We start from the raw sequence: 22,681 nt of genomic DNA, 5'->3' as shown, positions 1-22,681 counted from the left end.
TACGAACATGAGCGATTCAGAACACCACAACGCCGAATTTTCCGCCCAACGCCGTCGCGTCCTGCTGGGCATGGGGGTGGCCGGCGCCGCCCTGGCCGGTAGCGCCCTGAGCTGCCCGGCCATGGCCGCCAGCCAGGCGCAGGCCCAGGTCACCGAAGCCCCGAGCAGCGACAAGACCCAGGACCGCCACGACTTCCACGGCAAGCACCAGACCGGGATCGTCACCCCGCGCCCGGCCGCCGGCATGATCGTCTCCTTCGACGTCCTGGCCAGTGACAGCGAGGAACTCGAACGCCTGTTCCGCACCCTGAACAAGCGCATCGCCTTCCTCATGAGCGGCGGCGCGGTGAAACAGGTCGATGAAAAACTACCGCCCCTGGACTCCGGGATTCTCGGCCCGGTGGTCACCCCGGACAACCTGACCATCACCGTCGCGGTGGGCGAGTCGCTGTTCGACGAGCGCTACGGCCTGGCCGCGGTCAAGCCCAAGCACCTGATCCGCATGGTCGGTTTCCCCAACGACGCCCTGCAGGCGGATTTGTGCCACGGCGACCTGAGCATCCAGTTCTGCTCCAACACCCCGGACACCAACATCCACGCCCTGCGCGACATCGTCAAGAACACCCCGGACCTGCTGCTGGTGCGCTGGAAACAGGAAGGCACGGTACCGCCCCAGGCGCCGGCCAAGGCCGGCGAACCGGCCCAGAGCGCACGCAATTTCCTCGGTTTCCGTGACGGTTCGGCCAACCCGGACTCCAACGATGCCAACGCCATGGACCGCATCGTCTGGGTCCAGCCCGGGGCCAATGAACCAGCCTGGGCCGTGGCCGGCAGCTACCAGGCGGTGCGGATCATCCGCAATCTGGTGGAACGCTGGGACCGTACGCCCCTGCAGGAACAACAAAGCATCATCGGCCGGGTCAAGAGCACCGGCGCGCCCATGGACGGCGAGAAGGAAACCCAGGTTCCCGACTACAGCAAGGATCCGGAAGGCAAGCTGACCAAGCTCGATGCCCATATCCGCCTGGCCAACCCGCGCACCGCCGAAACCCAGCGCAACCTGATCCTGCGTCGCCCATTCAACTACTCCAATGGCGTGAGCAAGAACGGTCAGTTGGAGATGGGCCTGCTGTTCATCTGCTACCAGTCGGACCTGTCACAAGGCTTCATCGCCGTGCAAACCCGGCTCAACGGCGAGCCCCTGGAGGAATACCTCAAGCCTATCGGCGGCGGCTATTTCTTCACCTTGCCAGGTGTCACGGGCGATCAGGACTTCATCGGTCGCTCGTTGCTTTCGGCTGCCAAACAAAAAACCACTGCTTGACCCTTAACTCACCAGGAAACATCCCATGAAGAAGTCGCCTCTTGCTTTGTTGTTGGCCCTTGGCCTGTTCCACGCACCGCTTTCGGCTTTCGCGGCCACCGCGCCGCTGGATCTGGTGGGCCCGGTGTCCGACTACAAGATCTATGTGACCGCGGAACTCGATGAACTGGCCAACAAGACCGAGCAGTTCACCGCCGCCGTGAAGAAAGGCGACCTGGCCACCGCCAAGAAGCTCTACGCACCGACGCGTGTGCATTACGAGAAGATCGAGCCGATCGCCGAACTGTTCAATGACCTGGACGGTGCCATCGACTCCCGCGTCAACGACCATGAAAAAGGCGTGAAGGCCGAAGACTTCACCGGCTTCCACCGTCTCGAATACAGCCTGTTCTCGGAAAACACCACCGATGGCCTGGGTGAACTGGCCGATAGCCTGAACAAGGACGTCAAGGACCTGCAGGCCCGCGTCGCCGGCCTGACCTTCCCGCCGGAGAAAGTGGTGGGCGGTGCCGCCACGCTGCTGGAAGAAGTGGCCGCCACCAAGATCGCCGGTGAAGAAGACCGCTACAGCCACACCGACCTGTATGACTTCCAGGGCAACATCGACGGCGCGAAGAAGATCGTCGACCTGTTCCGTCCGCAGATCGAGAAGCAGGACAAGGCGTTCACCGCCAAAGTGGACAAGAACTTCGCCACCGTGGACAAGATCCTGGCCAAGTACAAGACCCAGGATGGCGGTTTCGAAACCTATGACAAGATCAAGGACGCCGACCGCAAGGCCCTGGTGGGTCCGGTCACGACCCTGGCCGAAGACCTCTCGACCCTGCGTGGCAAGCTGGGCCTGAACTGAGGCCGCAGGTCATCCCGGGGGACTGATATCGTCCGGGATGACCTCACAACATCCGATACAACAACCGCTCGATCCGTACCCGACTGACCCGCCGCAGGAACTTGCCCACCGCTTCCGGATAATCCACCAGGGTTTCCAGGCTCCTGAAGCTGTCGATCCGCCGGGTGTTTTCCATGATCAGCGCCAACTCCTTCGCCCTCGCCTCCAGCAGCTCGCGACGCGGATCGTCGATCAGCAGGGCATTCTCCAGATCCAGCCGGAACGCCCGCGGGTTGAGGTTGTTCCCCGTCAGCAAGGTATAGCGCTCGTCGATCCACATGCCCTTGAGGTGATAGGTGTTGTCCCCGTCACGCCACAGGTGCAGGTTCAACTGCCCGCTGTCGATCACCGCCTGATGGCCCTTGGCAAAACGCCGCAGGCTGATCTCGTAGAGATAGGGCAAGGCGGCGATGACCTTGAACGGCTGGCTCGGCGGGATGTAGAAATCGTTGGCGGTCTTGTCGCCGACAATGATGTCGATCTTCACCCCGCGCTCCAGCGCCCGGTTGATTTCCCGGGTCACTGCCAGCGGCAAATTGAAATACGGCGTGCAGATGGTCAGTTGCTGCTGGCTGGAGGCGATCAGTTCGCAGACCAGGCGGTTCAGCGGGTTGTTCTTGCCCAAGCCCATCACCGGGCTGACCGACAAGCCGAAGGTCGGCTCGCTGCCGGCCGTGGTGTCATAGTTGGCCCGCTTCAGGCGGCTGCGCAAATTGCCGATGTCGCCGCGCAGGCTGCGGGTCGTGGGCAGCTCCGGCAGGTCAAGACGACGCACCGCCCGGGACGCCAGCAATTCGTTGCGCACCAGCCCCTGCATCGAGTCGGCCAAGGCGGCGTTGTGCAGCAGGTGATAGCGGTCGAAACGGTACTTGTCGAACTTGTGCAGGTAGACGTTGTTCAGGCTGGCGCCGCTGTAGATCACGCAATCGTCGATCACGAAACCCTTGAGGTGCAGCACGCCGAACAACTCGCGGGTCTGCACCGGCACCCCGTAGATCGGCACTTCAGTACTGTGGTCGCGGGTTTGCGCCTGGTACCAGGCACTGTTGCCCGGTTGCTTGCCGGCCCCGATCAGGCCGCGCTGGGCTCGCAGCCAGTCCACCACGACGACGATTTCCAGCTCCGGGCGGGCCGACTTGGCCGCATGCAGGGCATCGAGGATTTCCTGGCCGGCTTCGTCTTCCTGCAGGTACAACGCCACCAGCGTGATGCGCTGCCGTGCACCGGCGATCTTCTCCAGCAGGCAACGCCGGAACTCGGCAGCCGAAGGCAGGATGGTCAAGGCCTCGGCAGCCAGCGGGAAGCTGCGCAGCTTGGGCAACAGGGAGCGTTTGAAGAGCGACGGCATAGGGCTCGCTAGGGTCGAATGCGAAGGATCGCCAAGTCTACACCATGCGCGGCCCTGGAATGCGCCTTCGAAGAGGGCTTTGCCGCCAACCCGGACGGCGGTTGTGGAATTGTTCCCGAGTGCCCCACCCACCCTTCCCCCTATCGCCCTTCATGGATTTATTTCGGCAACACGATTGACCATGGAGAACGATCGTTCTACTCTCTTTCCCATGAACGAAATCACTCCGAATCAGACCCGCGAAAACCTGCTGGATACCGCCGAGCAGTTGATCTATCAAAGTGGCATCCATGCCACCGGCATCGATCTTCTGGTGCGCACCTCCGGCGTGGCGCGCAAAAGCCTCTACAAGTACTTCGGCACCAAGGACGAGCTGACCCTGGAAGCCTTGCGCCGCCGGGATATCCGCTGGATGCAGTGGTATCGCGGCGAAGTCGACAAGGCCGGCAGTTCCGGCGCGCGCCTGCTCGCCCTGTTCAGCGTGCTGGGCGACTGGTTCGCCAGCGAGGGCTTTCGCGGCTGCGCCTTTATCAATACCGCCGGCGAAACCGGCGATCCCCAGGACCCGGTGCGCCAACTGGCCAAGGAACATAAGCAGAAGTTGCTCGACTATGTGGTCGAGCTCTGTGAAGCACATGGCATCGACGATCCGCAGGCAACTGGCCGACAGTTGCTGATCCTGATCGACGGCGCCATTACCGTCGCACTGGTCATGGGCGACCCCGGTGCAGCCGATAATGCGCAATGCATGGCGCGAACGTTATTGGCGCTCTGAGTCGCGCCCCGAATCGCCAATACGCCCGGGATGAGCGATTGGCGGGCGGGCCCGCGACCGCTTGAACCAAGCACGACAACTTGTCTGAACCCTACTCAATTGGAGACATTGCCATGTCATCTGACGCTGACGCTCGCCCGCCACTTCCTCCCTTCACCCGTGAATCGGCGATCCAGAAGATCCGCCTGGCCGAAGACGGCTGGAACTCCCGCGACCCGGAACGCGTGTCCCTGGCCTATACCCTGGACACCCAATGGCGCAACCGCGCCGAGTTCGCCCACAACCGTGAAGAGGCCAAGGGCTTCCTGAGCCGCAAATGGGCCAAGGAGCTGGACTATCGCCTGATCAAGGAACTCTGGGCCTTTACCGACAACCGCATCGCCGTGCGCTACGCCTATGAATGGCATGACGATTCGGGCAACTGGTTCCGCTCCTATGGCAACGAAAACTGGGAGTTCGACGAGAACGGCCTGATGTCCAATCGGCACGCCTGCATCAACGACATGCCGATCAAGGCCTCGGAGCGCAAGTTCCACTGGCCGCTGGGCCGTCGTCCGGACGATCACCCGGGCCTCTCGGACCTGGGGCTGTAACTCATCGCTCGATCATTCCCGCCTCGGTGGGAATGATCGCCGCTGCAAAAAAATCGCCCGACGGGCGATTTTTTTGCAGGCATGAATAAATGCCGAACGCCGGGTGTTCAATCCACAGCAGCCATCACGACCGCCTTGCGCCAGGCCGTCGGAAATAACTTTCAACAGCGGCGAATAAAACCCGCCACTCGAGCGTTTACTACCCTGCAGACACCGGAGCATTAACGATGAGCCTGTATAAAGCCACCTTCGCGGTTCCCTTCCTGATTGCCAGTTGCCTGGCCGGGACCCTGTCGAGCATGCCGGTATTCGCTTCGGGCGAAAAAGCCGAGTCCATGCCACCCTCCTGCCCCAAGGGCCAGGTCTGGAACAAGGCCAAGAAAGCCTGCATCCCGTATACCAGCAGCCTGACGCCCGACGAAGACCGCACCGACTACGCCTATCGCCTGGCCAAGGACGGGCGCTATCAGGAGGCCCTGGACCTGCTCGACACCCTCAAGCAGCCCCATACCGCCAAGGCCCTCAACTATCGCGGCTACGCCACGCGTAAACTGGGTCGTACCGATGAGGGCATCGGCTACTATCTACAGGCCGTGGAGCTGGATCCGAACTACGCCCAGGTACGCGAATACCTGGGCGAAGCCTACGTGATCAAAGGCCGCATGGACCTCGCCCAGGTGCAACTGCAGACCATCAAGTCGCTCTGCGGCACCGGGTGCGAGGAATATGAAGACCTGGCCGACGCCATCGCGCACCCGACCCAAAGCTGATCACCGTTACGGGCGGAGGTTGCCATCGCCAGCGACAAGGAAATACGCACCGAGTTGGGCCAGCACCTGCCGCGCCTGTGGCGTTACGGGCTGGTGTTGTCCCGCCAGCGACATATCGCCGAAGACCTGGTGCAGGCCACCTGTGTCCGCGCCCTGGAGCGAGGCGAACAGTTCGTCTCGGGCACGCGCATGGATCGCTGGCTGCTGAGCATCCTGCATTCGATCTGGCTCAATGAAGTGCGCGCCCAGCGGGTGCGCCGGGGCCAGGGCCTGGTCGATGCCGACGAAACCCTGAGCTTCGACGGTGAACAGGCGGTGCAGACGCATGTACTGGCGTCCCAGGTGATCCGACGCGTCGATGCCCTGCCCGACGCCCAGCGGGAAACGGTGTTTCTCGCTTATGTCGAAGGTCTTTCCTACAAGGAAGTGGCCCAGGTTCTCGACGTGCCCATCGGTACGGTCATGAGCCGGCTGGCCGCCGCGCGCGTGAAACTGGCGGAACATCCGCCCCTGCGCGCCGTGCCCAGCTCAAACAGCGGAGAACGGCGATGACCGACCAGCTTTCGCACTACAGCCCCACGGATGAACAGCTGGTGGCCTTTCTCGACAACGAAGTGGACGTCGAGGAGCGCAGCCGGATCGAAGCCGCCATTGCCGGTGACGAAGCCGTGGCCGAGCGTCTCGAGTGGTTGCTACGCAGTGACCTGCCGTTCCGGGAGGCCTATGGCGAACAGCTTGAACAGGCGCCCCGGGCCCGACTGGAGGCGATGCTTGACGCCCTGCCGAAAGCAACGGCACCTACGTCCGTGAGCCGGCGCGGCTTCCTCGCCGTGGCCGCCAGTTTCATGGTGGCGGGGATTGCCGCGGACCGCCTGTTCCAGGTCTGGCGCACACCCGCGCCGTCGAGCGAAATCAGCTGGCGCGGGCTGGTGGCCGACTATATGGCCCTCTACACGGCGCAGACCCTGGAGAACCTGCCCGGCGACGAGGACGCTCACCGAGCACAGCTGCAAGGTGTCCAGCAGCGCCTGGGCCTGACGCTGGAACCCGCCCAGGTGCAACTGCCGGTTGCGCAACTCAAGCGCGCTCAGATGCTGGAGTACGAACAGATACCGATTGCCCAGATCAACTACCTGGACCCCCGGCACGGGCCGCTGGCGTTGTGCATCACCCGTTCGAAAACCGGCACCCGGGCCCTCGCCCAGGAAGTGCGACATGGCATGAACGTGGTGTTCTGGTCCGGACCGGTCTACGCCTACATGTTGATCGGACGCAACCCGGTGGCCGAGCTGAACGACATGGCCGACCTGCTCAGACAGCGTTTCGCCAGCTGAACCGGGAGCTGCCAACCACCTACCGTCGGGGACGCTGCCCGCTGCGGGCGGAACGACTAGACTCTGCGATGTCGAGTTCAATTTCCAAGGAGGTCCCATGTCCCCGTCTCTCAACCTGCCGCCCCTGAACGATCCGCGTTGCGCGCTGATCGTGATCGATATGCAGAATGACTTCATCCCCGGCGGCCAACTGGCGGTCCGGGGCGGTGACGAGATCGTGCCGCTGATCAACCGCCTGGCGACCCACTTTCGCAACGTGGTCATCGCCCAGGACTGGCATCCCACCGGCCACGCCTCGTTCGCCAGCAGTCATCCGGGCCATGCGCCCTTCGACAGCGTGCAACTGCCCTATGGCGCGCAAACCCTCTGGCCGGACCACTGCATACAAGGCAGCCACGGGGCGCAGCTGCATGCGGACCTGGACCTGCCCCATGCGCAACTGATCGTGCGCAAGGGCTGCAACCGCGACATCGACAGCTATTCGGCCTTCGTCGAAGCCGATCGGCGCACACCCACCGGACTTACCGGCTACCTGAAGGAGCGCGGCATCGATACTGTCTACCTGGTCGGCCTGGCGCTGGACTACTGCGTCGCCTGGTCCGCGCTGGATGCCCGGGCAGCGGGTTTCAGCACCGCCCTGATCGTCGACGCCTGCCGGGCCATCGACCTGGACGGCTCACTGCAACGCGCGCTGGACGAGATGGAAGCCGCAGGGGTGAAACTCATGAATTCGCAGGCCCTGGCGAACTGAACAGCTTGGCAGTCCCCCCGCGCTTTCGCGCGGGGAACACCCACCCTCCCCCAATCAGCCCGTAGTGTCCTGGGGTTGATTGACCTGCTGCACCACCGCATACACACTCAAGTCACTGAGTGTCACCTGCGCCAGTGTCTCGGCCCGCAGCGTCTGCAAGGCCTGGTACGCCCCCTGCTTCAAACGGGCGAGCAACAGGCGCTTGCCCTCGGCCTGGAAGCGCACGAAAAAGTCCTGCAAGGCTTCCAGGCTGGTGCCGTCGAGGTCCGGCGACTCTTCCAGGCTGAGGATCACCGAATGCACCGCCGAGCCTTGCTGGCGAACCTGCCGCGAGACGCTGCCGAGGATACGTTCGACATTGGCGAAAAACAGCGGCTCGCCCGGACGCACGATCAGCATCCCGGGCACCTCCCGTGCCTGGGGATGCAGCTGGCAATCGACGAAATCATGGCCGTCGGCGATATGCCCCAGCACCTGGATGGACGCCGAGGACATTTGCCGCAACATCAGCATCAGGCTGATCGCCACCGCCGCCAGCAAACCGTCCAGCACCCCGAGCAGCAGCACCGCGGCCACCGCGCAGATCGCCAGGAAACGGTCCCGTCGCCAGACGAAGTAGCGATGCAGGGGCTCCAGGCTCAGGGCCCGGGTCAAGGCGTGAATCACGATGGCCGCCAGCACCGGCTCCGGCGTCAGGGCGATCAGCGGCAACAGGGTCAGCACGATCACCAGCACCACCAACGCCGCCACCACGCCGGCCAGACGTGAGGTGGCGCCGGCCGCCTCGTTCGCCGAGGTCGCGGAGTAGCCTGCACCGGCGGGCATGCCGTGGAACAGGCCGGACAACAGGTTGGCACCGCCCAGCACCAGCAGGTCACGGTTGGAGTTCACCCGGTCACCGTGCTTGAGGGCAAAGGCGCTGATGGAGCCATAGGACTCCGCATAGAGAATCATCACCATGGCAAAGCCCAGCTCCACCAGCTTCAGCCATTCGGAGAACATCAGGTTCGGCAGCGACGGCACCGCCAGTTGCAAGTCGATCACGCCGATCAGGCTGACGCCGTGGCCGGGCAGGTCCAGCCACTTGCCGGCGGCGACGCCGAGCATCACCACCAGCAACCCGCCCGGCAGGCGCCGGAAGCGCCCCATGACCGAGAGCAGCAACAGGGCCACGGCCGCCACCGCGGCACCGGCCCAGTTCCAGCTCGGCAACTGGCCGAGCAGTTCAGGGACGAAGCGAATCAGGTCGCTGTGGCTGGGATGCACATCGACGATGCTCGCGACCTGCTTGAGGATGATGGTCACCGCCAGGCCGAAGGCAAAGCCTCGCAACACCGGCTTGGCAATGAAGGAAGTGACGCTGCCCAGCTTGAACAACCCGGCGAGCAGGAACATCAGGCCGGTGATCAGCACCAGCCCGATGGCCATGGTCAGGCGCAACGCCATGTCGGGACCGGCCACCGAGGCCGTGGCCGCCGCCAGCACCGCGGCCGACGATGAGGTGGCGGACACGATGGCATAGCGGCTGGTACCGAACAGGCCGTAGCACAGCAGCCCGGCGAAGAGCGCGATGACCCCGGCCTGGGGCGGTACGTTGGCGATACTCGAATAGGCCACGGCTTCGGGCAACAGCAGGCCGGCGATCGACAACCCGGCGACCAGGTCCGCCCAGCCGCGCTTGGTTTCCACGGCGGGTGCCGGGGTTTGCACTACGGACGGCTCAGGCATCGATCGGACCACTCCAACCCGGCAGATAACGCGCGGCCTGACTGCGGGCCAGTTTCAGAGCTGTCTTGCGCACCTGCTCGAACGACGCGCCGAGTTCGCTGCTGGGAATGCGCGTGCGGAAGAAGTCGGCCCAGAGAAACTCGCTGAAGGGCGTGACGTCCTTGGCAAAGCCACCGGCCCGGCGCAAGGCCCCCGCCAGACTGCGGTAGGGGTCGTCCTGCAGTTCGCCGATCTGCTCGGGCACCTTGTCGTAACCACGCCGAATACCCTTGGCATCATAGGGGTGGACCCACTGGTGGAAATCCATGATGGTCCAGAAGCTGTCGGGCTCGACGAACGAGAGGTCCTTGAGCACCACCAGCGAAACGGTCTTCACCTCTTCGTGCATCAGGGCCAGGCCGAAGTGATGATGGTCGACGATGTAGTGACGACCTTCAGGCCCCAGGACGCAGGGAAACCAGTGATTATCGAGGGCGGCTTCGCGCTCCTTGCGCTTGAGTTTCTGCCACTGGGCCTGCTTGAGGGCGACCTCTTGCAGGCCGACGGTGACTTGGGTGGGGTGCAGTTTTGCAAGCTTTGCGCTGATCATTTGCGGGCGGGCACGGGCCATTGAACATCTCCTGGCAGAAAAGTCCGGAACCTTGGACTGATCGCAAGCTTAGCCCTGAATGGCCCGAGTAGACACTGCGCCGTGTCATTCTTCGCGGGCAGACCCCGCCGCCAGCTTCCAGACCCGGGCAATGTCCCCGGCCCGCGCACTCAGCAAGCGTGGCGCCTCGCGACAGGCCTGCTCCAGGCTCATGGGCCCGGACACCAGGGCAAAGGCCGCATCGACCCCATGCTCATACATCTGCTCATAGCCTTCGCCGAGGGTCCCCGCCAGCACGATCACTGGCACGCCCTGCTCCCGGGCGATCCGCGCCACGCCGAACGGGGTCTTGCCGCGCAAGGTCTGGGCATCGAAGCGGCCTTCGCCGGTTATCACCAGGTCGGCACCGCGCACCGCATCGGCCAGGCCCACCAGTTCCGCCACCACCTCCACGCCGGGGCGAAAGCGTGCACCGAGGAAGGCCTTGGCGGCGAAGCCCAGGCCTCCCGCCGCGCCGCTGCCCGGTTCGTCACGCACGTCCTGGCCCAGCACCTGGGCACAGAGGTCGGCAAAATGCCCAAGGGCCGCATCCAATTCACGCACCTGGGCCGGCGTCGCGCCTTTCTGCGGGCCGAAGATCGCCGAGGCGCCCTGCTCGCCGCACAAGGGGTTGTTCACATCGGCGGCAATCTCGAAACGCACCTGGGCCAGACGCGGGTCGACACCGTCGAGCGTCACCCGTGCCACCCCGGCCAGGGCCAGTCCGCCGGCTTGCACGACCTGCCCCCGGGCATCGAACAGCCCTACGCCCAGGGCCTGCAAGGCACCGGCACCGGCATCGTTGGTGGCACTGCCGCCAATGGCCAGGATGATGCGCCGCGCACCGGCATCCAGGGCCGCGCGGATCAACTCGCCGGTGCCAAAGGTGCTGGTGATGCAGGCATCGCGCTGGTCGGTGGGGACCAGTTGCAAGCCACTGGCCTCGGCCATCTCGATGATCGCCGTGGCCGTGGCGGGCAGCCAGCCCCAATGGGCGTCCACCGGGGTGCCCAGGGGACCGCGCACGCGCTCACTGCGCAGCTCGCCGTTGCACGCCGCCAGCACCGCCGCCACCGTCCCCTCGCCGCCGTCGGCCATCGGGCATTGGATCAACCGCGCCTCGGGCAGGACCCGCGCCAGGCCTTCGGCAATCGCCTGGGCCACGCCTTCGGCGCTGAGGCTGTCCTTGAACGAATCGGGGGCGATGATGATTTTCATGGGGACGATCTCCAGTTCTTGTGGCGTCCATGCTGCCAGTTGGAACAGGGAATGACGCCAGTCTGCTGCACAAGCCCGGCTGGGCTTTATTGTTCATTCCTACAAAGGCGATTCGCTGTGCGGCAGCAATTGCACCCCCAGGTACAAGGCCAGCATCCCATCGAGACGCAACGGGTCGACCCCGCTGATCTCGGCGATCCGCTCCATCCGGTAACGCAGGCTGTTGCGGTGAATCCCCAACGCCTCGGCACACGTCTGGCTCTGACCGTCATGCTCGCACCAACTGCGCAACGTGGCGAGCAACTGGCCATTGGCGTCCTTGGCGATCACCTTGCGCAACGGCTTGAGCAACTCCTCCAACGCGTCATCGCTGCGATGCCGCCAGAGCATCACCGGCAAGCGATAGCGATTGAGGAGCAGCAGGCGACAGTGGGGCAAGACCTCGCGACCATAGGCCAGCAAGTCACCGACCCGTCGATAGCAACGGCGCAACCCCTGCAGACCCTCGGCCTGCCCGCCCACTGCAACCCGCGCGATCTTCCAGCCCAGGCTGTCGAGCTTTTCCAGCAGGCGTTGATCGTCCAGGATCAGCGTCGCCGGGCGGCACCACAGCAGCGAGGCGGTGGACGCGCTCACGCACCAGCTGTCGGGATAACGCGACTGCAACCAGGTCATCAAGGCTTCGGCACTCTGGCCCGGGTCCAGCTCGAACAGGTAGGGAATCCGCGACAATTGCGGCTTGAGCCCCATCTGCCGGGCCTCGTCGATCAGCCGTGGCGAATCGCCCTCGTCACTGAGCAACAACGCCAGCAGATCGTCGCAACGCTGGCGCCGCCATTGCTGTTCGGCCTGCTGATGACGCTGGCCCACCAGCATTTCGGCGGTCATGCGCACCAGCTCGGCATAAGTGCGCAATTGCTCCGGCTCACCGGTAATGCCCAGTACGCCGATCAGGCGCTCGTCGTGCAACAGCGGCAGGTTGATCCCCGGCTGCACACCCTTCAGGCACCTGGCCGCCTGCTCATCGATCGCCACCACCCTGCCATTGGCCAGCACCAGTTGCGCGCCCTCATGGCGGGTATTGATCCGCTCCGGCTCGCCACTGCCCAGGATCAGGCCCTGGCTGTCCATGACATTGACGTTGTAAGGCAGAATGGCCATCGTCCGGTCGACGATATCCTGCGCCAGGTCATGGTCCAGTTCGAACATAGCGGTGGTGTCCTTGGTTCGGGTGGGTCGGCAAGGGTTTGGTCGTCAGCACAGGGTACACCGGCAAAGCCTGTGCACCAGCACAAAGACAGCCGGCCTGGGGTGACCGAGACTCACAGGGCGATCAACGTTACCCTTGCATCGCAAAAAATCATAATAAAGAGAGACCGCCATGTCACAGAGCGCCGCGTTATCCCAGGCCACCGCTGACTTGAAAGACGCCGTATACAAGCGCATCACCCTGCGCCTGATTCCCTTCATCTTCATCTGTTACCTGTTCAACTACCTCGACCGGGTCAATGTTGGATTCGCCAAGCTGCAGATGCTCGATGCGTTGAAATTCAGTGAAACCGTCTACGGCCTCGGGGCCGGAATCTTCTTCATCGGCTACGTGCTGTGCGGCGTGCCGAGCAACCTGGCGTTGAACCGCTTCGGTCCGCGGCGCTGGATCGCCCTGATGATGGTCACCTGGGGAGTGCTCTCCACCTGCCTGTTGTTCGTCAGCACGCCGACCCAGTTCTACACCCTGCGCCTGTTCACCGGGGCCGCCGAAGCCGGCTTCTTCCCCGGTGTGGTGCTGTACCTCTCGCAATGGTTCCCGAGCTTTCGCCGCGGGCGGATCATGGCGCTGTTCATGTCGGCGATCCCGGTCTCGGGCCTGCTGGGCAGCCCCTTCTCCGGCTGGATCCTCACCCATTTTGCCGCGGGCCAGGGCGGCCTCGCCGGTTGGCAGTGGATGTTCCTGTTGCAGGGCATCCCGACCATTGCCCTGGGTATCGCGGCGTTCTTCCTGCTGGCGGACAAATTCGCCAATGCCAAGTGGCTGACCGCCGAGGAACGCGACGTGCTGGAAGCCGACCAGGCCTTCGATGCCGCCAACAAGCCGAAAACCGTCAGCGACTCGCTGGGGGAAGTGTTCAAGAACCCGGCCATCTGGGCGTTCGGCCTGATCTACTTCTGCATCCAGAGCGGCGTCTACGCCATCAACTTCTGGTTGCCGTCGATCATCAAGAACCTGGGCTTTGCCGACAACCTGGTGATCGGCTGGCTCAGTGCGATTCCCTATCTGCTGGCGGCGCTGTTCATGTTGCTGGTGGGGTGCTCCGCCGACCTGCGCAAGGAGCGGCGCTGGCACCTGGTGGTACCGATGCTGATGGGCGCCATCGGCCTGTTGATCGCGGTCAACTTCGCCACGTCGCCGGCCATTGCGATTCTCGGCCTGAGTATCGCGACCATGGGCGCCCTCACCGGCCTGCCGATGTTCTGGCCGGTGCCCACCGCCCTGCTCAGCGCCGGCGCGGCTGCCGGTGGCCTGGCGCTGATCAACTCCATGGGCCAGATGGCCGGTTTCCTCAGCCCCTATCTGGTGGGCTGGATCAAGGATGCCAGCGGCTCCACCGATGCTGCCCTATACGTACTGGCCGCGGTGATCGTCGCCGGCAGCCTGCTGGCCCTGCGCATGACCCGCACCTTGCGGACGGCGTGAAACCCGCGCAACAAAAAACCCGAGGTTCGACATCGCTGTCGCCCCTCGGGCTCGTATCCCCCAATGAATGAAATCAGGCGGTGGCGGCCGCGCTCACGTTTTGAATCGAGCTCATGGCTTTCTTGTGGTGCTTGTGCTTCTTGTGCTTTTTCTTCATGGCAAGCTGCATGTCGGCCTTTTCGGCAGTGACCTTCTGGGTCTGGGTCGTCGGCGGCACCTGCGCCTGCGCCATCACCATCGGGACCACGCCCGCCTGAGCCACAACGATCGCCATGGCCAAGGCTTTCAGACGTTTCGAATTAAGCATCATGTCTCTCCATATTGAACGGGGTTGTGTCCTGATGGCCTTTACAACCGTACCCACCGGACAAGCGGGTCTCTCGGCTATATATGACTCTAGCCCGAGCTTCCGTAACAACCTGTCAGAATTGACAGTTCCGACGAACGGTCGAGCCAACGCCAGCACGGTGTGACACCGCCGGCAGGTGCCTGAATGAGTGAGAATTCTGCAGAGATTTGCATAACAAGGCTGTCGGATATCGCCGAACTGATTGAGGGATTGCTCAACCAAGGCGTTCTGGTATCTGATGAGCACCTTCTCTGTCACGAAAAAGGATGTCGTTCATGAGCTACCGCACCCTCGGCCATTCCGGATTGCAAGTCAGCGCGCTGACACTGGGCAGCATGATGTTCGGTGAGCAGACCGACACCGAAACCTCCCTGCGCATCATCGACAAGGCCTGGGACCAGGGCATCAACTTCATCGACACCGCGGACGTCTACACCGCCGGGCGCTCCGAAGAAATCGTCGGCGAAGCCATCGCCCGTCATCGCCATGAGTGGATCGTCGCGACCAAGGCCGGTTTCGGCCCGGTGGACGGCAAGCCCAACCGCAGCGGCCTGAGCCGCAAGCATCTGTTCAATGCCATCGAGGCCAGCCTGGGCCGCCTGGGCACCGACTACCTGGACATCTACTACCTGCACCGCGAAGATCACGGCACGCCGCTGGAGGTCACGGTATCGGCCATCGGCGACCTGCTGCGCCAGGGCAAGATCCGTTATTGGGGCCTGTCCAACTATCGCGGCTGGCGTATTGCCGAAGTGATCCGCGTGGCCGAGCGCCTCGGGGTGGACAAACCGGTGATCAGCCAGCCGCTGTACAACATCGTCAACCGCCAGGCCGAGACAGAGCAGATCACCGCCGCCGCTGCCTACGGCCTCGGCGTGGTGCCCTACAGCCCGCTGGCGCGCGGCGTGCTCAGCGGCAAATACGCCCCGGATGTCGCACCGGACGCCAACAGCCGGGCCGGACGCCAGGACAAGCGCATCCTGGAGACCGAATGGCGGGTGGAGTCATTGCACATTGCCCAGCAGTTGCAGGCGTATACCCGGCAACGCGGCGTGGGCCTGGTGGAGTTCGCCATTGCCTGGGTGCTGAACAATGCGGCGGTCAGTTCGGCCATTGTCGGCCCGCGTACCGAGGAGCAATGGGACAGCTACACCAAGGCGCTGACGGTGAAGATCAGCGCCGAGGACGAAGCCTTTGTCGATTCCCTGGTGACACCGGGGCATGCCTCCACACCGGGTTTCAACGACGTCAGTCACTTTGTCTCCGGACGCGTCCCGCGCGGCCTGTAACACCGTCTCAAGGCGAACACGGTCCAGCTTGCTGACGATGAACGATAACGCGGTGTACCTGATACACCGCGTCGCGCCTATCGCCAGCAAGCTGACTCCTACAGAGGGTGTCAGCCCGTCTTCAGGGGGAAGCGATCCTGCGCCGCCTGCTGGAAATAGCGCGCCTCTTCGATCGGCCTGGAAAGAAAGTAGCCTTGCGCTTCGTCACAGCCGAAATGCTTGAGTATTTCCAGGCAGCCGAAACTTTCCACCCCCTCGGCCACCGTTCGATAGCCCAGGTCCCGGGCCACCCCGAGGATCGACTTCGCCACCCGCTGATGCTGGGCGCTGTTCTCCAGATCGAAAATCATCGACTGGTCGAGCTTGAGGATATTGGCCGGGATCTTGTGCAGGTAAGCGAAGTTGCTGTAACCCGTGCCGAAATCGTCGATGGCCACATCGATGCCCATGTTTCTCAGTTGCTGAAGCTGCTCGATCACCCCTGCACTGGATCGAAGCCACTCGCCTTCGGTGATTTCAACCTCGAGCATCGCGGGATCGACCCCATGGAACGCACAGCGTTGCGCAATGACATCGGCCACGTTGCGCCCATAGAAATCCCGGGATGAAAAGTTGAGCGAGATTTTCTTGTCCCGGGCATAACCCGTGCTGGCAATCAACGTCACGACCCGCTCGACTACCCAATCCGTCACCGAATGGATCAGCGAGCTCTTCTCGACAATCGGAATGAACTCCGCGGGCGAGATGAAGCCATGTTGCCGATGATTCCAGCGAATCAGCGCCTCGGCACTGACATGGGCGCCATCGCGCAACGAGAAGCGGGGTTGATAGACCAGGAACACATCATCGCACTTCAAGGCCGAGGTGATGTCCGGCAGCAGGCTGAAGAGGCGGCGAAAGACAACATCGTCCTGGTGGTTGTAATAGGCACAGGGTTGGCCTTTCTGCCGGGCAGTCTCCAGGGCGAACAGGCCCTTGCGCAGTAATTCCCGGGCCGTTTCCGAGCCACTTTCGAACTCCAGCAACCCCGCGCAGACTGTGGGGACCATGGGCAGGTTCTCGCTGATGGGCGCCCGGCGCAACCAATCCACCAGGCGGGGCAGGAAACCCCGCGCCTCATCGGCGTCCATCTGCATCGTGAAGGCAAACCCCTTGACCGCCACGTGATAGAGCTTGATTCCCGTGCCGATGAACGCCTGGATCCGCGAGGCCATATCCCGCAGCACCACTTCAAAGGGCAGCATGCCCTCCGCCACCGTCAACCGATGCGCCCAATCCGTGTCCAGGGCATCGACCGTCACCAGCACTCGCTTGCGGCTATCGTCAGCCTGGATCAAGCCCTGCAGGTCGGAAAGAAATTGCGTGCGGTTGGGCAAGCCGCTGACCGCATCCACGCGCTTGAGCAAATGCTGGCGCCCGATCAGTTGCATGATCAGCGCTGCGAAATCTTCCAGGGCCGTCTGGTCGTCCGGCGTCAGGCGGTGCGGGACCGTATCCAGGATGCAGACGCTGCCGATGGCGTAGCCGCTCTCGGTGCGCAGTGGCGCACCGGCATAAAAGGTCAGGCCCCCCTCACCCTTGACCACGGGAAAGTCGGCAAAGCGCGGGTCCAGGCGGGCATTGTCGACCACGAACACGCCGTTTTGCCGGACCGTGTGGGCACAGAACGACGATTCCAACTCAAGCGCTTCCCCGGCGGCAAAACCCGTGGTGGCAAGGAACCACTGCCGATCCTTGTCAATCAGGCTGACGATCGCCACCGGCGCTTGAAATCGCGACGCCACCAAGCGACAGACCCGCTCGAAACACTCATCGCGGGCCACGTCCATCAGGTCGGAGGCATGCAGCGCGGCCAGCCGCTCCTCTTCTTCGCGATCGCGCAACAACATCTGCTCGACTGTCGTGAGTTTTTTCATCAGCACCCGTTGTCGTCAATCTGTCTTGTTCAGTCGGCCACGCGAAGATGGCCTTTTGCCCTCAATCATTGCGCGGGCACCGAATAATATCCAGACAAATGCGACCAACGTCTGACCGGGCGCAAAAAAACCTATAGGAAAAAAATTACAGACGACCCTCTTCGCGCAGACGCCGGCCAATCCGCTGGATCTCGGCCTCGCCCTGGACCAGCGCCGCGGCGCTGGTATGCACCGAGTAGTTGCCCAGCACCAGGTCATGGGGATGCTTGCGCGCCGACCCCAGCACGAAGGTTGTGTCGCCCCGGGCCATCAGTTCAATGGCTTCCTCGCTCTCCTCGAAGATCGCCAGTTCACCCTCGCCGAGCAGTCCCTTGCGGTCACCCGCGTCAAGCCGGCCGACATCAACGGCAACCCAGCCGACGGTGTGCCCGACCGGCGGCGCATAGGTCCAACGTTCGCCGTCTTTCAAGTGAACGGCCAGGTAATTCATCGGCGCGGGCGCCTCGATCAGGCTCTGCGCCGCGCCATACTGCCCCAGCAGCACGCGCGCCGGCCCTTCCTGCGGCACCTGGGACGGCGTCAGGTACTGACTGCGGGCCGGTGCATTCTCTTGCGCCGCCGGTAACGCCACCCAGAGCTGGAATCCGCGCACGTGGCTGACCTCGGGCACGATCGAACCGGTGTGCCAGACACCATTGCCCGCCTGCATCCATTCGACGCCGCCGGCCAGCAAGCGGCCCTGCTCGCCAGTGCTGTCCTCATAGAAAAACTCGCCTTCGTTCAGATAGCTCAGCGTGGCGATACCGGAATGCGGGTGCATGCCGAACCCCGGCTGGCCGGCCCTGGTCCGCAAGATGAATCGATCGAGGAAGACGAAAGGCTTGAGCCACCCGCCCAGGTCACCGGGACTCACCAGGCGGGTGATCGCCCCGTGCGTGCTGCCGTGGGTACGATAAACAATGGCGCGCGGCTGCGTGGCGCGTACAGTGGCGATGCTCATGCGGCCTCCCGGGTCGAGTCGATGACGATGAGCAGATGTTGTGCAGTCATGGAAGTACTCCTGAAAAGTGTTCGGATAAACCGCTGGGCCCCATGAACAGGGGCGCGGTCCGGGGTCGATTGCGACGCAGTATGGATCGCCTCTCATTACTGGACTAGATGGCATAATTGGATTTCACTTCTCCATTTATGGAAGTAATTCAACCATGCTCGACCTGAATGAAATCGCCATGTTCGTCCAGGTGGTGCGCTACGGCAGCTTTGCCGAGGCAGCTCGACGCCTGGGGGTACCGGCCAATACCCTGAGCCGGCGCATCCAGCAGCTTGAAGCCCGGCTCGGCACACGCCTGATGCAACGCTCCACCCGCAAGCTGACGCTGACCGGCGCCGGTCAGGCCTTCCATGCTCGTTGCGCCGGGGCCGTCGACGGTTTGCTCGACGCGAGCCTGGAACTGCAAGGCGCCAACCAGGTCCCCAGCGGCCTGGTGCGCGTGGCGGCCACCGCCGATTTCTTCGAGTTTTTCCCGATGGACTGGATCGCCGAATTCCTCGCCCGCTACCCGCAGGTCAGTCTCGACTTCGTCCTCAGCGATGCAAAAGCCGACCTGATCGCCGAACAGATCGACGTCGCCTTCCGCGCCGGCCCCCTGCAGGATTCGGCCTTTGTCGGGCGCCAACTGCTGGGGCCGCGTAGCGACGGCCTGGTGGCCAGCCCCGCCTATCTCGCTGTCCGTGGCGCCCCGACGACCTTGCAGGATCTGGTTCACCACGACTGCATCAGTTCCCCGCACCCCAGCGGCCACACCACCTGGCGCCTGAGCAACCCCAGCGGCGTGGAGGAAGAGGTGCAGGTCAGTGGCCGCTTCAGCGCCAACACTGCCCAGTCGCTACGCAAGGCCGCCCTGGCGGGCCTGGGTATTGTGCTGTTACCGCCGGCCATGGCCCGGCTCGATGTGCAGTCCGGGTTACTGGTGCCAGTGCTGCCCGAGTACCAGCGCAAGAGCCGGGGCATGAGCGTGGTCTACCCGAGTCGGCGCCAGTTGCCGCTGGCGGTGTCGGTGTTTATCGACACCTTCATGGAAAAGCTCCATGGACAGGATGCGTTGCTGGAGTCTCCCCTGTCCCTTGAGTGACGTTCAGCGTCAAGCAATCCGGGCCGTTGACCACGCAGCTTGTGCCGGGGATCAGGCCATCAGCGGCGCTCGGAACGCCTGGCGGCGCGATGCGCGCCCAGGGTGATGAACGAAGCGACGATACCGCCCACCAAGGTAAAGACAGCGCCCAGGATCCCGAGCAAGAGTGTGGCCAACCCGTTGTGCAAAAAGCTATTGATCCGGGCAGCAGCAGGCCGCGACGGGTCATACAACACAGGTACCCACTCCCCGATCTTGAAGCCTGGCGGTTGTTCGCAGAGGCTGCCGTCGAATTGAACGGTCTGTTGTCGGCTCGTCAAGAACTGCACCGTGATACAACCGTCCTGGGTGACATTCACGACCTCGCCGACGGTCTTGATCATCTTCTCCTGCTCCACAAGACGGTCGATGTGTATCAATACCGCCCCCAGCATCATCAATACCCCGACCGGGACAAATATCCACAAATCCTTTGTTTTGCCCATCAATCGCTCCCTCCCCGGTTATTCCGCTGTCCCGGAGCGCCGCGAGCCCTGCACTGGACAGGACTGATAAACAGCGCCGCGCCTTGGAGTCGGCTGCTGCAATCCATCATTACCGACATACTTCAAGACACTCTCCGGACAGTCAACGGCGTAAACACTAACAACTATTCAATCTATTACGCACCTATTAATTTATCACCCGACAGCCACTCAACCCCGTAATAAACTATCAACTCCACCCAGAACAATACAAAGTAAGAAACATCCTAAAATATTGAAAAGAATTACCTACCCCTATTTAAGTGCCCCACACGATTCGACCCCGACGGCTGGAGTTTTAAAATAAACGGGGCATGTTCCAGCGGCGAAAGCCTTCACCCGGACATAAAAAAACACCCACTGACCGGTCGCGAGACCGGGCAGTGGGTGTTTCTGGGAGCACGCTGCCCCGCCGAACCCTGTTTGGCGGGGCGAGGTCTTACAGCGCCATGTCAGCCGCCGGAGTGCCCTCGGCCTTTGGCTTGTCGCCCGCAGGTGCCGCTGGAGCGGCTGCGGGCTGACCGATCACCGGAGGCTTGGTCAGTTGCAGGATCTCGGCGGTGTAGTTCCATTCCTTCTGCACGGCCTCGGGGCTGCTGTTGAGCTTGGTGCCGTAGCTTGGAATGATCTGGTGCAGCTTTTCCTGCCAGGCAGGCGTCGCGACCTGGTCCTTGAAGACCTTTTCCAGAACGCCCAGCATGATCGGCGCGGCGGTGGAAGCGCCTGGCGATGCCCCCAGCAGACCGGCGATGCTGTTGTCCTTGGAGGTGACCACTTCGGTACCGAGTTTCAGGACGCCGCCCTTCTCTTCGTCACGCTTGATGATCTGTACGCGCTGACCGGCCTGCCACAGGCGCCAGTCTTCTTTCTTCGCCTCGGGGAAGTATTCCTTCAGGGCGTTGAAGCGATCGTCATCCGACATCATCAACTGACCGGCCAGGTATTCCACCAGCGGGTACTGCTCGATACCCACGCGGGTCATCGGCCAGACGTTGTGGGTGGTGGTGCTGGTCAGCAGGTCGAAGTACGAACCGTTCTTCAGGAACTTGGTGGAGAAGGTCGCGAATGGCCCGAACAGGATCACTCGCTTGCCGTCCAGCACGCGGGTGTCCAGGTGCGGAACCGACATGGGCGGTGCACCGGTCGAAGCGATACCGTAGGCCTTGGCCATATGCTTGAGGGCGATGTCCTGGTTATCGGTGACCAGGAACGAACCGCCTACCGGGAAGGCCGCGTAGTCGTTGGCTTCAGGGATACCGGACTTCTGCAACAGGTGCAGCGCACCGCCACCGGCACCGATGAACACGAACTTGGCGTCGGCCGCGGTTTCGCTGCCGTCCTTCAGGTTCTTGTAGGTGACGCGCCAGCTGCCGTCTTCGTTACGCTTGATGTCCTCGACTTCGCTCGACAGCTGCAGCTTGAAGTTCGGCTGGGCTTGCAGGTGGGCGACGTACTGGCGAGTGATTTCGCCGAAGTTCACGTCGGTGCCGATGGGCGTCCAGGTGGCGGCGATCTTCTGCTTCGGATCACGCCCTTCCATCATCAGCGGGACCCACTTCTTGATCTGCTCCTGATCTTCGGTGTACTGCATGCCGCTGAACAGCGGGCTGGTCTGCAGCGCCGCGTAGCGATCCCTGAGGAACTTGACGTTGTCATCACCCCACATGAAGCTCATGTGCGGTGTCGAGTTGATGAACGAGTGCGGGTTCTTCAGCACGCCCTGACGGACCTGCCAGGACAGGAACTGACGGGTGATCTGGAACGACTCGTTGATCTCGATCGCCTTGGAGATATCGATCTTGCCGTCTTTGCCGTAAGGCGTGTAGTTCGACTCGGCCAGGGCGGAGTGGCCGGTACCGGCGTTGTTCCAGCCGTTGGAGCTTTCCTCGGCGACGCCGTCGAGACGCTCGACCATCTCCATCGACCAGTCCGGCTGCAGCTCATTGAGCCAGATCCCCAGGGTCGAACTCATGATGCCCCCGCCGATGAGCAGCACATCGACTTTCTTTGCCTCGGCCGCGTGGACGGACATCGCGCCCATCGACACCGCCAGCCCCAGCAGCGCTGTGTTCAGTTTCTTCAACATTCAGTAATACCTGGATAGGTAGACACACAAGGCCCATGAAAATCACCGGCCTCAGTTTCATGTCCCTCCTGCGCTGACTTCTTGTTAGTCATTGGCTTCAGCTACGTTGGGTGACACTCATTTTGTTTGCCTTGGATCGGACCTGGCCAATGAGCGGAGTCAGTCAGCTCATTCAACGAAGCCCGTCAGGCATTTTTCGCGACTCCTTCGACGTCCGGTCACCTCGGATAGGCACGCTAGACACTTCCATGCTGCGACATAGTACCTCAGCTACGCGAGTTGATGAAAATGCCTCACCTTTACATAGAAAAGAACTACAAGAATTGTAGGTT

21 protein-coding genes are annotated in these 22,681 nt (G+C 62.8%); 11 read left to right on the top strand and 10 right to left on the bottom strand.

The window, feature by feature from the left end; genetic code table 11:
- Positions 1 to 7: 7 nt before the first annotated feature.
- Positions 8 to 1,324, top strand: a complete 1,317-nt coding sequence (gene efeB / locus NUH87_RS02155) for an iron uptake transporter deferrochelatase/peroxidase subunit (RefSeq protein ID WP_338524505.1) — start codon at positions 8 to 10, stop codon at positions 1,322 to 1,324.
- A gap of 25 nt (positions 1,325 to 1,349) precedes the next feature.
- Positions 1,350 to 2,174, top strand: coding sequence for an iron uptake system protein EfeO (gene efeO, locus NUH87_RS02150; RefSeq protein ID WP_338524504.1), 825 nt, complete (start codon positions 1,350 to 1,352; stop codon positions 2,172 to 2,174).
- Between the two features lie 43 nt (positions 2,175 to 2,217).
- Here the strand turns inward: efeO and pssA are convergent, their stop codons facing one another.
- Positions 2,218 to 3,561: a CDP-diacylglycerol--serine O-phosphatidyltransferase gene (gene pssA / locus NUH87_RS02145; RefSeq protein WP_338524503.1), complete on the bottom strand. Its 1,344-nt coding sequence runs from the start codon at positions 3,559 to 3,561 to the stop codon at positions 2,218 to 2,220.
- A 211-nt stretch (positions 3,562 to 3,772) separates the two neighbouring features.
- Here pssA and NUH87_RS02140 point away from each other — a divergent pair, with 211 nt between their 5' ends.
- From NUH87_RS02140 to pncA, 6 genes are all read left to right on the top strand, one after another.
- Positions 3,773 to 4,336, top strand: a complete 564-nt coding sequence (locus tag NUH87_RS02140) for a TetR/AcrR family transcriptional regulator (RefSeq protein WP_040067331.1) — start codon at positions 3,773 to 3,775, stop codon at positions 4,334 to 4,336.
- Positions 4,337 to 4,449: 113 nt separating this feature from the next.
- Positions 4,450 to 4,929, top strand: a complete 480-nt coding sequence (locus NUH87_RS02135) for a nuclear transport factor 2 family protein (RefSeq protein WP_338524502.1) — start codon at positions 4,450 to 4,452, stop codon at positions 4,927 to 4,929.
- Positions 4,930 to 5,156: 227 nt separating this feature from the next.
- Positions 5,157 to 5,699: a tetratricopeptide repeat protein gene (locus NUH87_RS02130; RefSeq protein WP_338524501.1), complete on the top strand. Its 543-nt coding sequence runs from the start codon at positions 5,157 to 5,159 to the stop codon at positions 5,697 to 5,699.
- 54 nt (positions 5,700 to 5,753) lie between these two features.
- Positions 5,754 to 6,251 (top strand): RNA polymerase sigma factor, encoded by a 498-nt coding sequence (locus NUH87_RS02125; RefSeq protein ID WP_338524500.1) that lies wholly within the window; start codon positions 5,754 to 5,756, stop codon positions 6,249 to 6,251.
- Positions 6,248 to 7,033 carry a transcriptional regulator gene (locus NUH87_RS02120; protein WP_338524499.1) on the top strand — a complete coding sequence of 262 codons (786 nt, stop codon included), beginning with the start codon at positions 6,248 to 6,250 and terminating at the stop codon, positions 7,031 to 7,033. The genes NUH87_RS02125 and NUH87_RS02120 overlap by 4 nt, the downstream gene beginning before the upstream one ends.
- Positions 7,034 to 7,130: 97 nt before the next feature.
- The gene (gene pncA, locus NUH87_RS02115; protein WP_338524498.1) at positions 7,131 to 7,784 is read left to right on the top strand and encodes a bifunctional nicotinamidase/pyrazinamidase; all 654 of its coding nucleotides are present in this window, start codon (positions 7,131 to 7,133) and stop codon (positions 7,782 to 7,784) included.
- Positions 7,785 to 7,838: 54 nt separating this feature from the next.
- On the opposite strand, the gene NUH87_RS02110 is transcribed toward pncA, so the two are convergent.
- The 4 genes from NUH87_RS02110 to NUH87_RS02095 all read right to left on the bottom strand — a co-directional run bounded on the left by NUH87_RS02110 (position 7,839) and on the right by NUH87_RS02095 (position 12,567).
- On the bottom strand, positions 7,839 to 9,512 hold the full coding sequence (locus tag NUH87_RS02110) for a SulP family inorganic anion transporter (protein WP_338524497.1): 1,674 nt from the start codon (positions 9,510 to 9,512) through the stop codon (positions 7,839 to 7,841).
- Positions 9,505 to 10,122: a ParB-like protein gene (locus tag NUH87_RS02105; RefSeq protein ID WP_338524496.1), complete on the bottom strand. Its 618-nt coding sequence runs from the start codon at positions 10,120 to 10,122 to the stop codon at positions 9,505 to 9,507. Before NUH87_RS02105 ends, NUH87_RS02110 begins: the two co-directional genes overlap by 8 nt.
- A gap of 84 nt (positions 10,123 to 10,206) precedes the next feature.
- Positions 10,207 to 11,358 (bottom strand): glycerate kinase, encoded by a 1,152-nt coding sequence (locus NUH87_RS02100; RefSeq protein ID WP_338524495.1) that lies wholly within the window; start codon positions 11,356 to 11,358, stop codon positions 10,207 to 10,209.
- Positions 11,359 to 11,457: 99 nt separating this feature from the next.
- Positions 11,458 to 12,567 carry a sugar diacid recognition domain-containing protein gene (locus NUH87_RS02095; protein WP_338524494.1) on the bottom strand — a complete coding sequence of 370 codons (1,110 nt, stop codon included), beginning with the start codon at positions 12,565 to 12,567 and terminating at the stop codon, positions 11,458 to 11,460.
- A 172-nt stretch (positions 12,568 to 12,739) separates the two neighbouring features.
- Here NUH87_RS02095 and NUH87_RS02090 point away from each other — a divergent pair, with 172 nt between their 5' ends.
- The gene (locus NUH87_RS02090) at positions 12,740 to 14,053 is read left to right on the top strand and encodes an MFS transporter (protein ID WP_338524493.1); all 1,314 of its coding nucleotides are present in this window, start codon (positions 12,740 to 12,742) and stop codon (positions 14,051 to 14,053) included.
- Positions 14,054 to 14,126: 73 nt separating this feature from the next.
- On the opposite strand, the gene NUH87_RS02085 is transcribed toward NUH87_RS02090, so the two are convergent.
- Entirely contained in the window at positions 14,127 to 14,360 is a 234-nt protein-coding gene (locus NUH87_RS02085; RefSeq protein ID WP_338524492.1) for a hypothetical protein, read from the bottom strand.
- Between the two features lie 317 nt (positions 14,361 to 14,677).
- On the opposite strand from NUH87_RS02085, the gene NUH87_RS02080 reads away from it, so the two are divergent.
- Complete coding sequence (locus NUH87_RS02080; protein ID WP_338524491.1) at positions 14,678 to 15,691, top strand: aldo/keto reductase; 1,014 nt, start codon at positions 14,678 to 14,680, stop codon at positions 15,689 to 15,691.
- Between the two features lie 110 nt (positions 15,692 to 15,801).
- On the opposite strand, the gene NUH87_RS02075 is transcribed toward NUH87_RS02080, so the two are convergent.
- Together NUH87_RS02075 and NUH87_RS02070 are read right to left on the bottom strand one after the other, a co-directional pair.
- Positions 15,802 to 17,607, bottom strand: coding sequence for a sensor domain-containing phosphodiesterase (locus tag NUH87_RS02075; RefSeq protein ID WP_338524490.1), 1,806 nt, complete (start codon positions 17,605 to 17,607; stop codon positions 15,802 to 15,804).
- A gap of 145 nt (positions 17,608 to 17,752) precedes the next feature.
- Positions 17,753 to 18,607 (bottom strand): pirin family protein, encoded by an 855-nt coding sequence (locus NUH87_RS02070; RefSeq protein ID WP_422393897.1) that lies wholly within the window; start codon positions 18,605 to 18,607, stop codon positions 17,753 to 17,755.
- Between the two features lie 205 nt (positions 18,608 to 18,812).
- Between NUH87_RS02070 and NUH87_RS02065 the strand changes: the two genes are divergently transcribed.
- Complete coding sequence (locus NUH87_RS02065; protein WP_338524489.1) at positions 18,813 to 19,739, top strand: LysR family transcriptional regulator; 927 nt, start codon at positions 18,813 to 18,815, stop codon at positions 19,737 to 19,739.
- Between the two features lie 59 nt (positions 19,740 to 19,798).
- Here NUH87_RS02065 and NUH87_RS02060 read toward each other — a convergent pair whose 3' ends face one another.
- The gene (locus NUH87_RS02060) at positions 19,799 to 20,224 is read right to left on the bottom strand and encodes a DUF3592 domain-containing protein (protein ID WP_338524488.1); all 426 of its coding nucleotides are present in this window, start codon (positions 20,222 to 20,224) and stop codon (positions 19,799 to 19,801) included.
- A gap of 478 nt (positions 20,225 to 20,702) precedes the next feature.
- Positions 20,703 to 22,349 (bottom strand): malate dehydrogenase (quinone), encoded by a 1,647-nt coding sequence (gene mqo, locus NUH87_RS02055; RefSeq protein ID WP_338524487.1) that lies wholly within the window; start codon positions 22,347 to 22,349, stop codon positions 20,703 to 20,705.
- Positions 22,350 to 22,681: the final 332 nt, after the last annotated feature.

This window comes from Pseudomonas batumici, from assembly GCF_036585405.1.
GTDB lineage: Bacteria > Pseudomonadota > Gammaproteobacteria > Pseudomonadales > Pseudomonadaceae > Aquipseudomonas > Aquipseudomonas batumici.
Note: the sequence above shows the minus strand (reverse complement) of the source record. Positions and strands in the feature narration are given on the sequence as shown.

What these genes read in the sequence shown, in the direction of transcription:
- NUH87_RS02090 (WP_338524493.1), top strand. Translation starts at nt 12,740, where the DNA reads ATGTCACAGAGCGCCGCGTTATCCCAGGCCACCGCTGACTTGAAAGAC.
- NUH87_RS02120 (WP_338524499.1), top strand. Translation starts at nt 6,248, where the DNA reads ATGACCGACCAGCTTTCGCACTACAGCCCCACGGATGAACAGCTGGTG.
- NUH87_RS02060 (WP_338524488.1), bottom strand. Translation starts at nt 20,224, where the DNA reads ATGGGCAAAACAAAGGATTTGTGGATATTTGTCCCGGTCGGGGTATTG.
- efeO (WP_338524504.1), top strand. Translation starts at nt 1,350, where the DNA reads ATGAAGAAGTCGCCTCTTGCTTTGTTGTTGGCCCTTGGCCTGTTCCAC.
- NUH87_RS02095 (WP_338524494.1), bottom strand. Translation starts at nt 12,567, where the DNA reads ATGTTCGAACTGGACCATGACCTGGCGCAGGATATCGTCGACCGGACG.
- pssA (WP_338524503.1), bottom strand. Translation starts at nt 3,561, where the DNA reads ATGCCGTCGCTCTTCAAACGCTCCCTGTTGCCCAAGCTGCGCAGCTTC.
- efeB (WP_338524505.1), top strand. Translation starts at nt 8, where the DNA reads ATGAGCGATTCAGAACACCACAACGCCGAATTTTCCGCCCAACGCCGT.
- NUH87_RS02080 (WP_338524491.1), top strand. Translation starts at nt 14,678, where the DNA reads ATGAGCTACCGCACCCTCGGCCATTCCGGATTGCAAGTCAGCGCGCTG.
- NUH87_RS02085 (WP_338524492.1), bottom strand. Translation starts at nt 14,360, where the DNA reads ATGCTTAATTCGAAACGTCTGAAAGCCTTGGCCATGGCGATCGTTGTG.
- NUH87_RS02075 (WP_338524490.1), bottom strand. Translation starts at nt 17,607, where the DNA reads ATGAAAAAACTCACGACAGTCGAGCAGATGTTGTTGCGCGATCGCGAA.
- NUH87_RS02065 (WP_338524489.1), top strand. Translation starts at nt 18,813, where the DNA reads ATGCTCGACCTGAATGAAATCGCCATGTTCGTCCAGGTGGTGCGCTAC.
- NUH87_RS02100 (WP_338524495.1), bottom strand. Translation starts at nt 11,358, where the DNA reads ATGAAAATCATCATCGCCCCCGATTCGTTCAAGGACAGCCTCAGCGCC.
- NUH87_RS02070 (WP_422393897.1), bottom strand. Translation starts at nt 18,607, where the DNA reads ATGAGCATCGCCACTGTACGCGCCACGCAGCCGCGCGCCATTGTTTAT.
- mqo (WP_338524487.1), bottom strand. Translation starts at nt 22,349, where the DNA reads ATGTTGAAGAAACTGAACACAGCGCTGCTGGGGCTGGCGGTGTCGATG.
- NUH87_RS02135 (WP_338524502.1), top strand. Translation starts at nt 4,450, where the DNA reads ATGTCATCTGACGCTGACGCTCGCCCGCCACTTCCTCCCTTCACCCGT.
- pncA (WP_338524498.1), top strand. Translation starts at nt 7,131, where the DNA reads ATGTCCCCGTCTCTCAACCTGCCGCCCCTGAACGATCCGCGTTGCGCG.
- NUH87_RS02110 (WP_338524497.1), bottom strand. Translation starts at nt 9,512, where the DNA reads ATGCCTGAGCCGTCCGTAGTGCAAACCCCGGCACCCGCCGTGGAAACC.
- NUH87_RS02140 (WP_040067331.1), top strand. Translation starts at nt 3,773, where the DNA reads ATGAACGAAATCACTCCGAATCAGACCCGCGAAAACCTGCTGGATACC.
- NUH87_RS02130 (WP_338524501.1), top strand. Translation starts at nt 5,157, where the DNA reads ATGAGCCTGTATAAAGCCACCTTCGCGGTTCCCTTCCTGATTGCCAGT.
- NUH87_RS02105 (WP_338524496.1), bottom strand. Translation starts at nt 10,122, where the DNA reads ATGGCCCGTGCCCGCCCGCAAATGATCAGCGCAAAGCTTGCAAAACTG.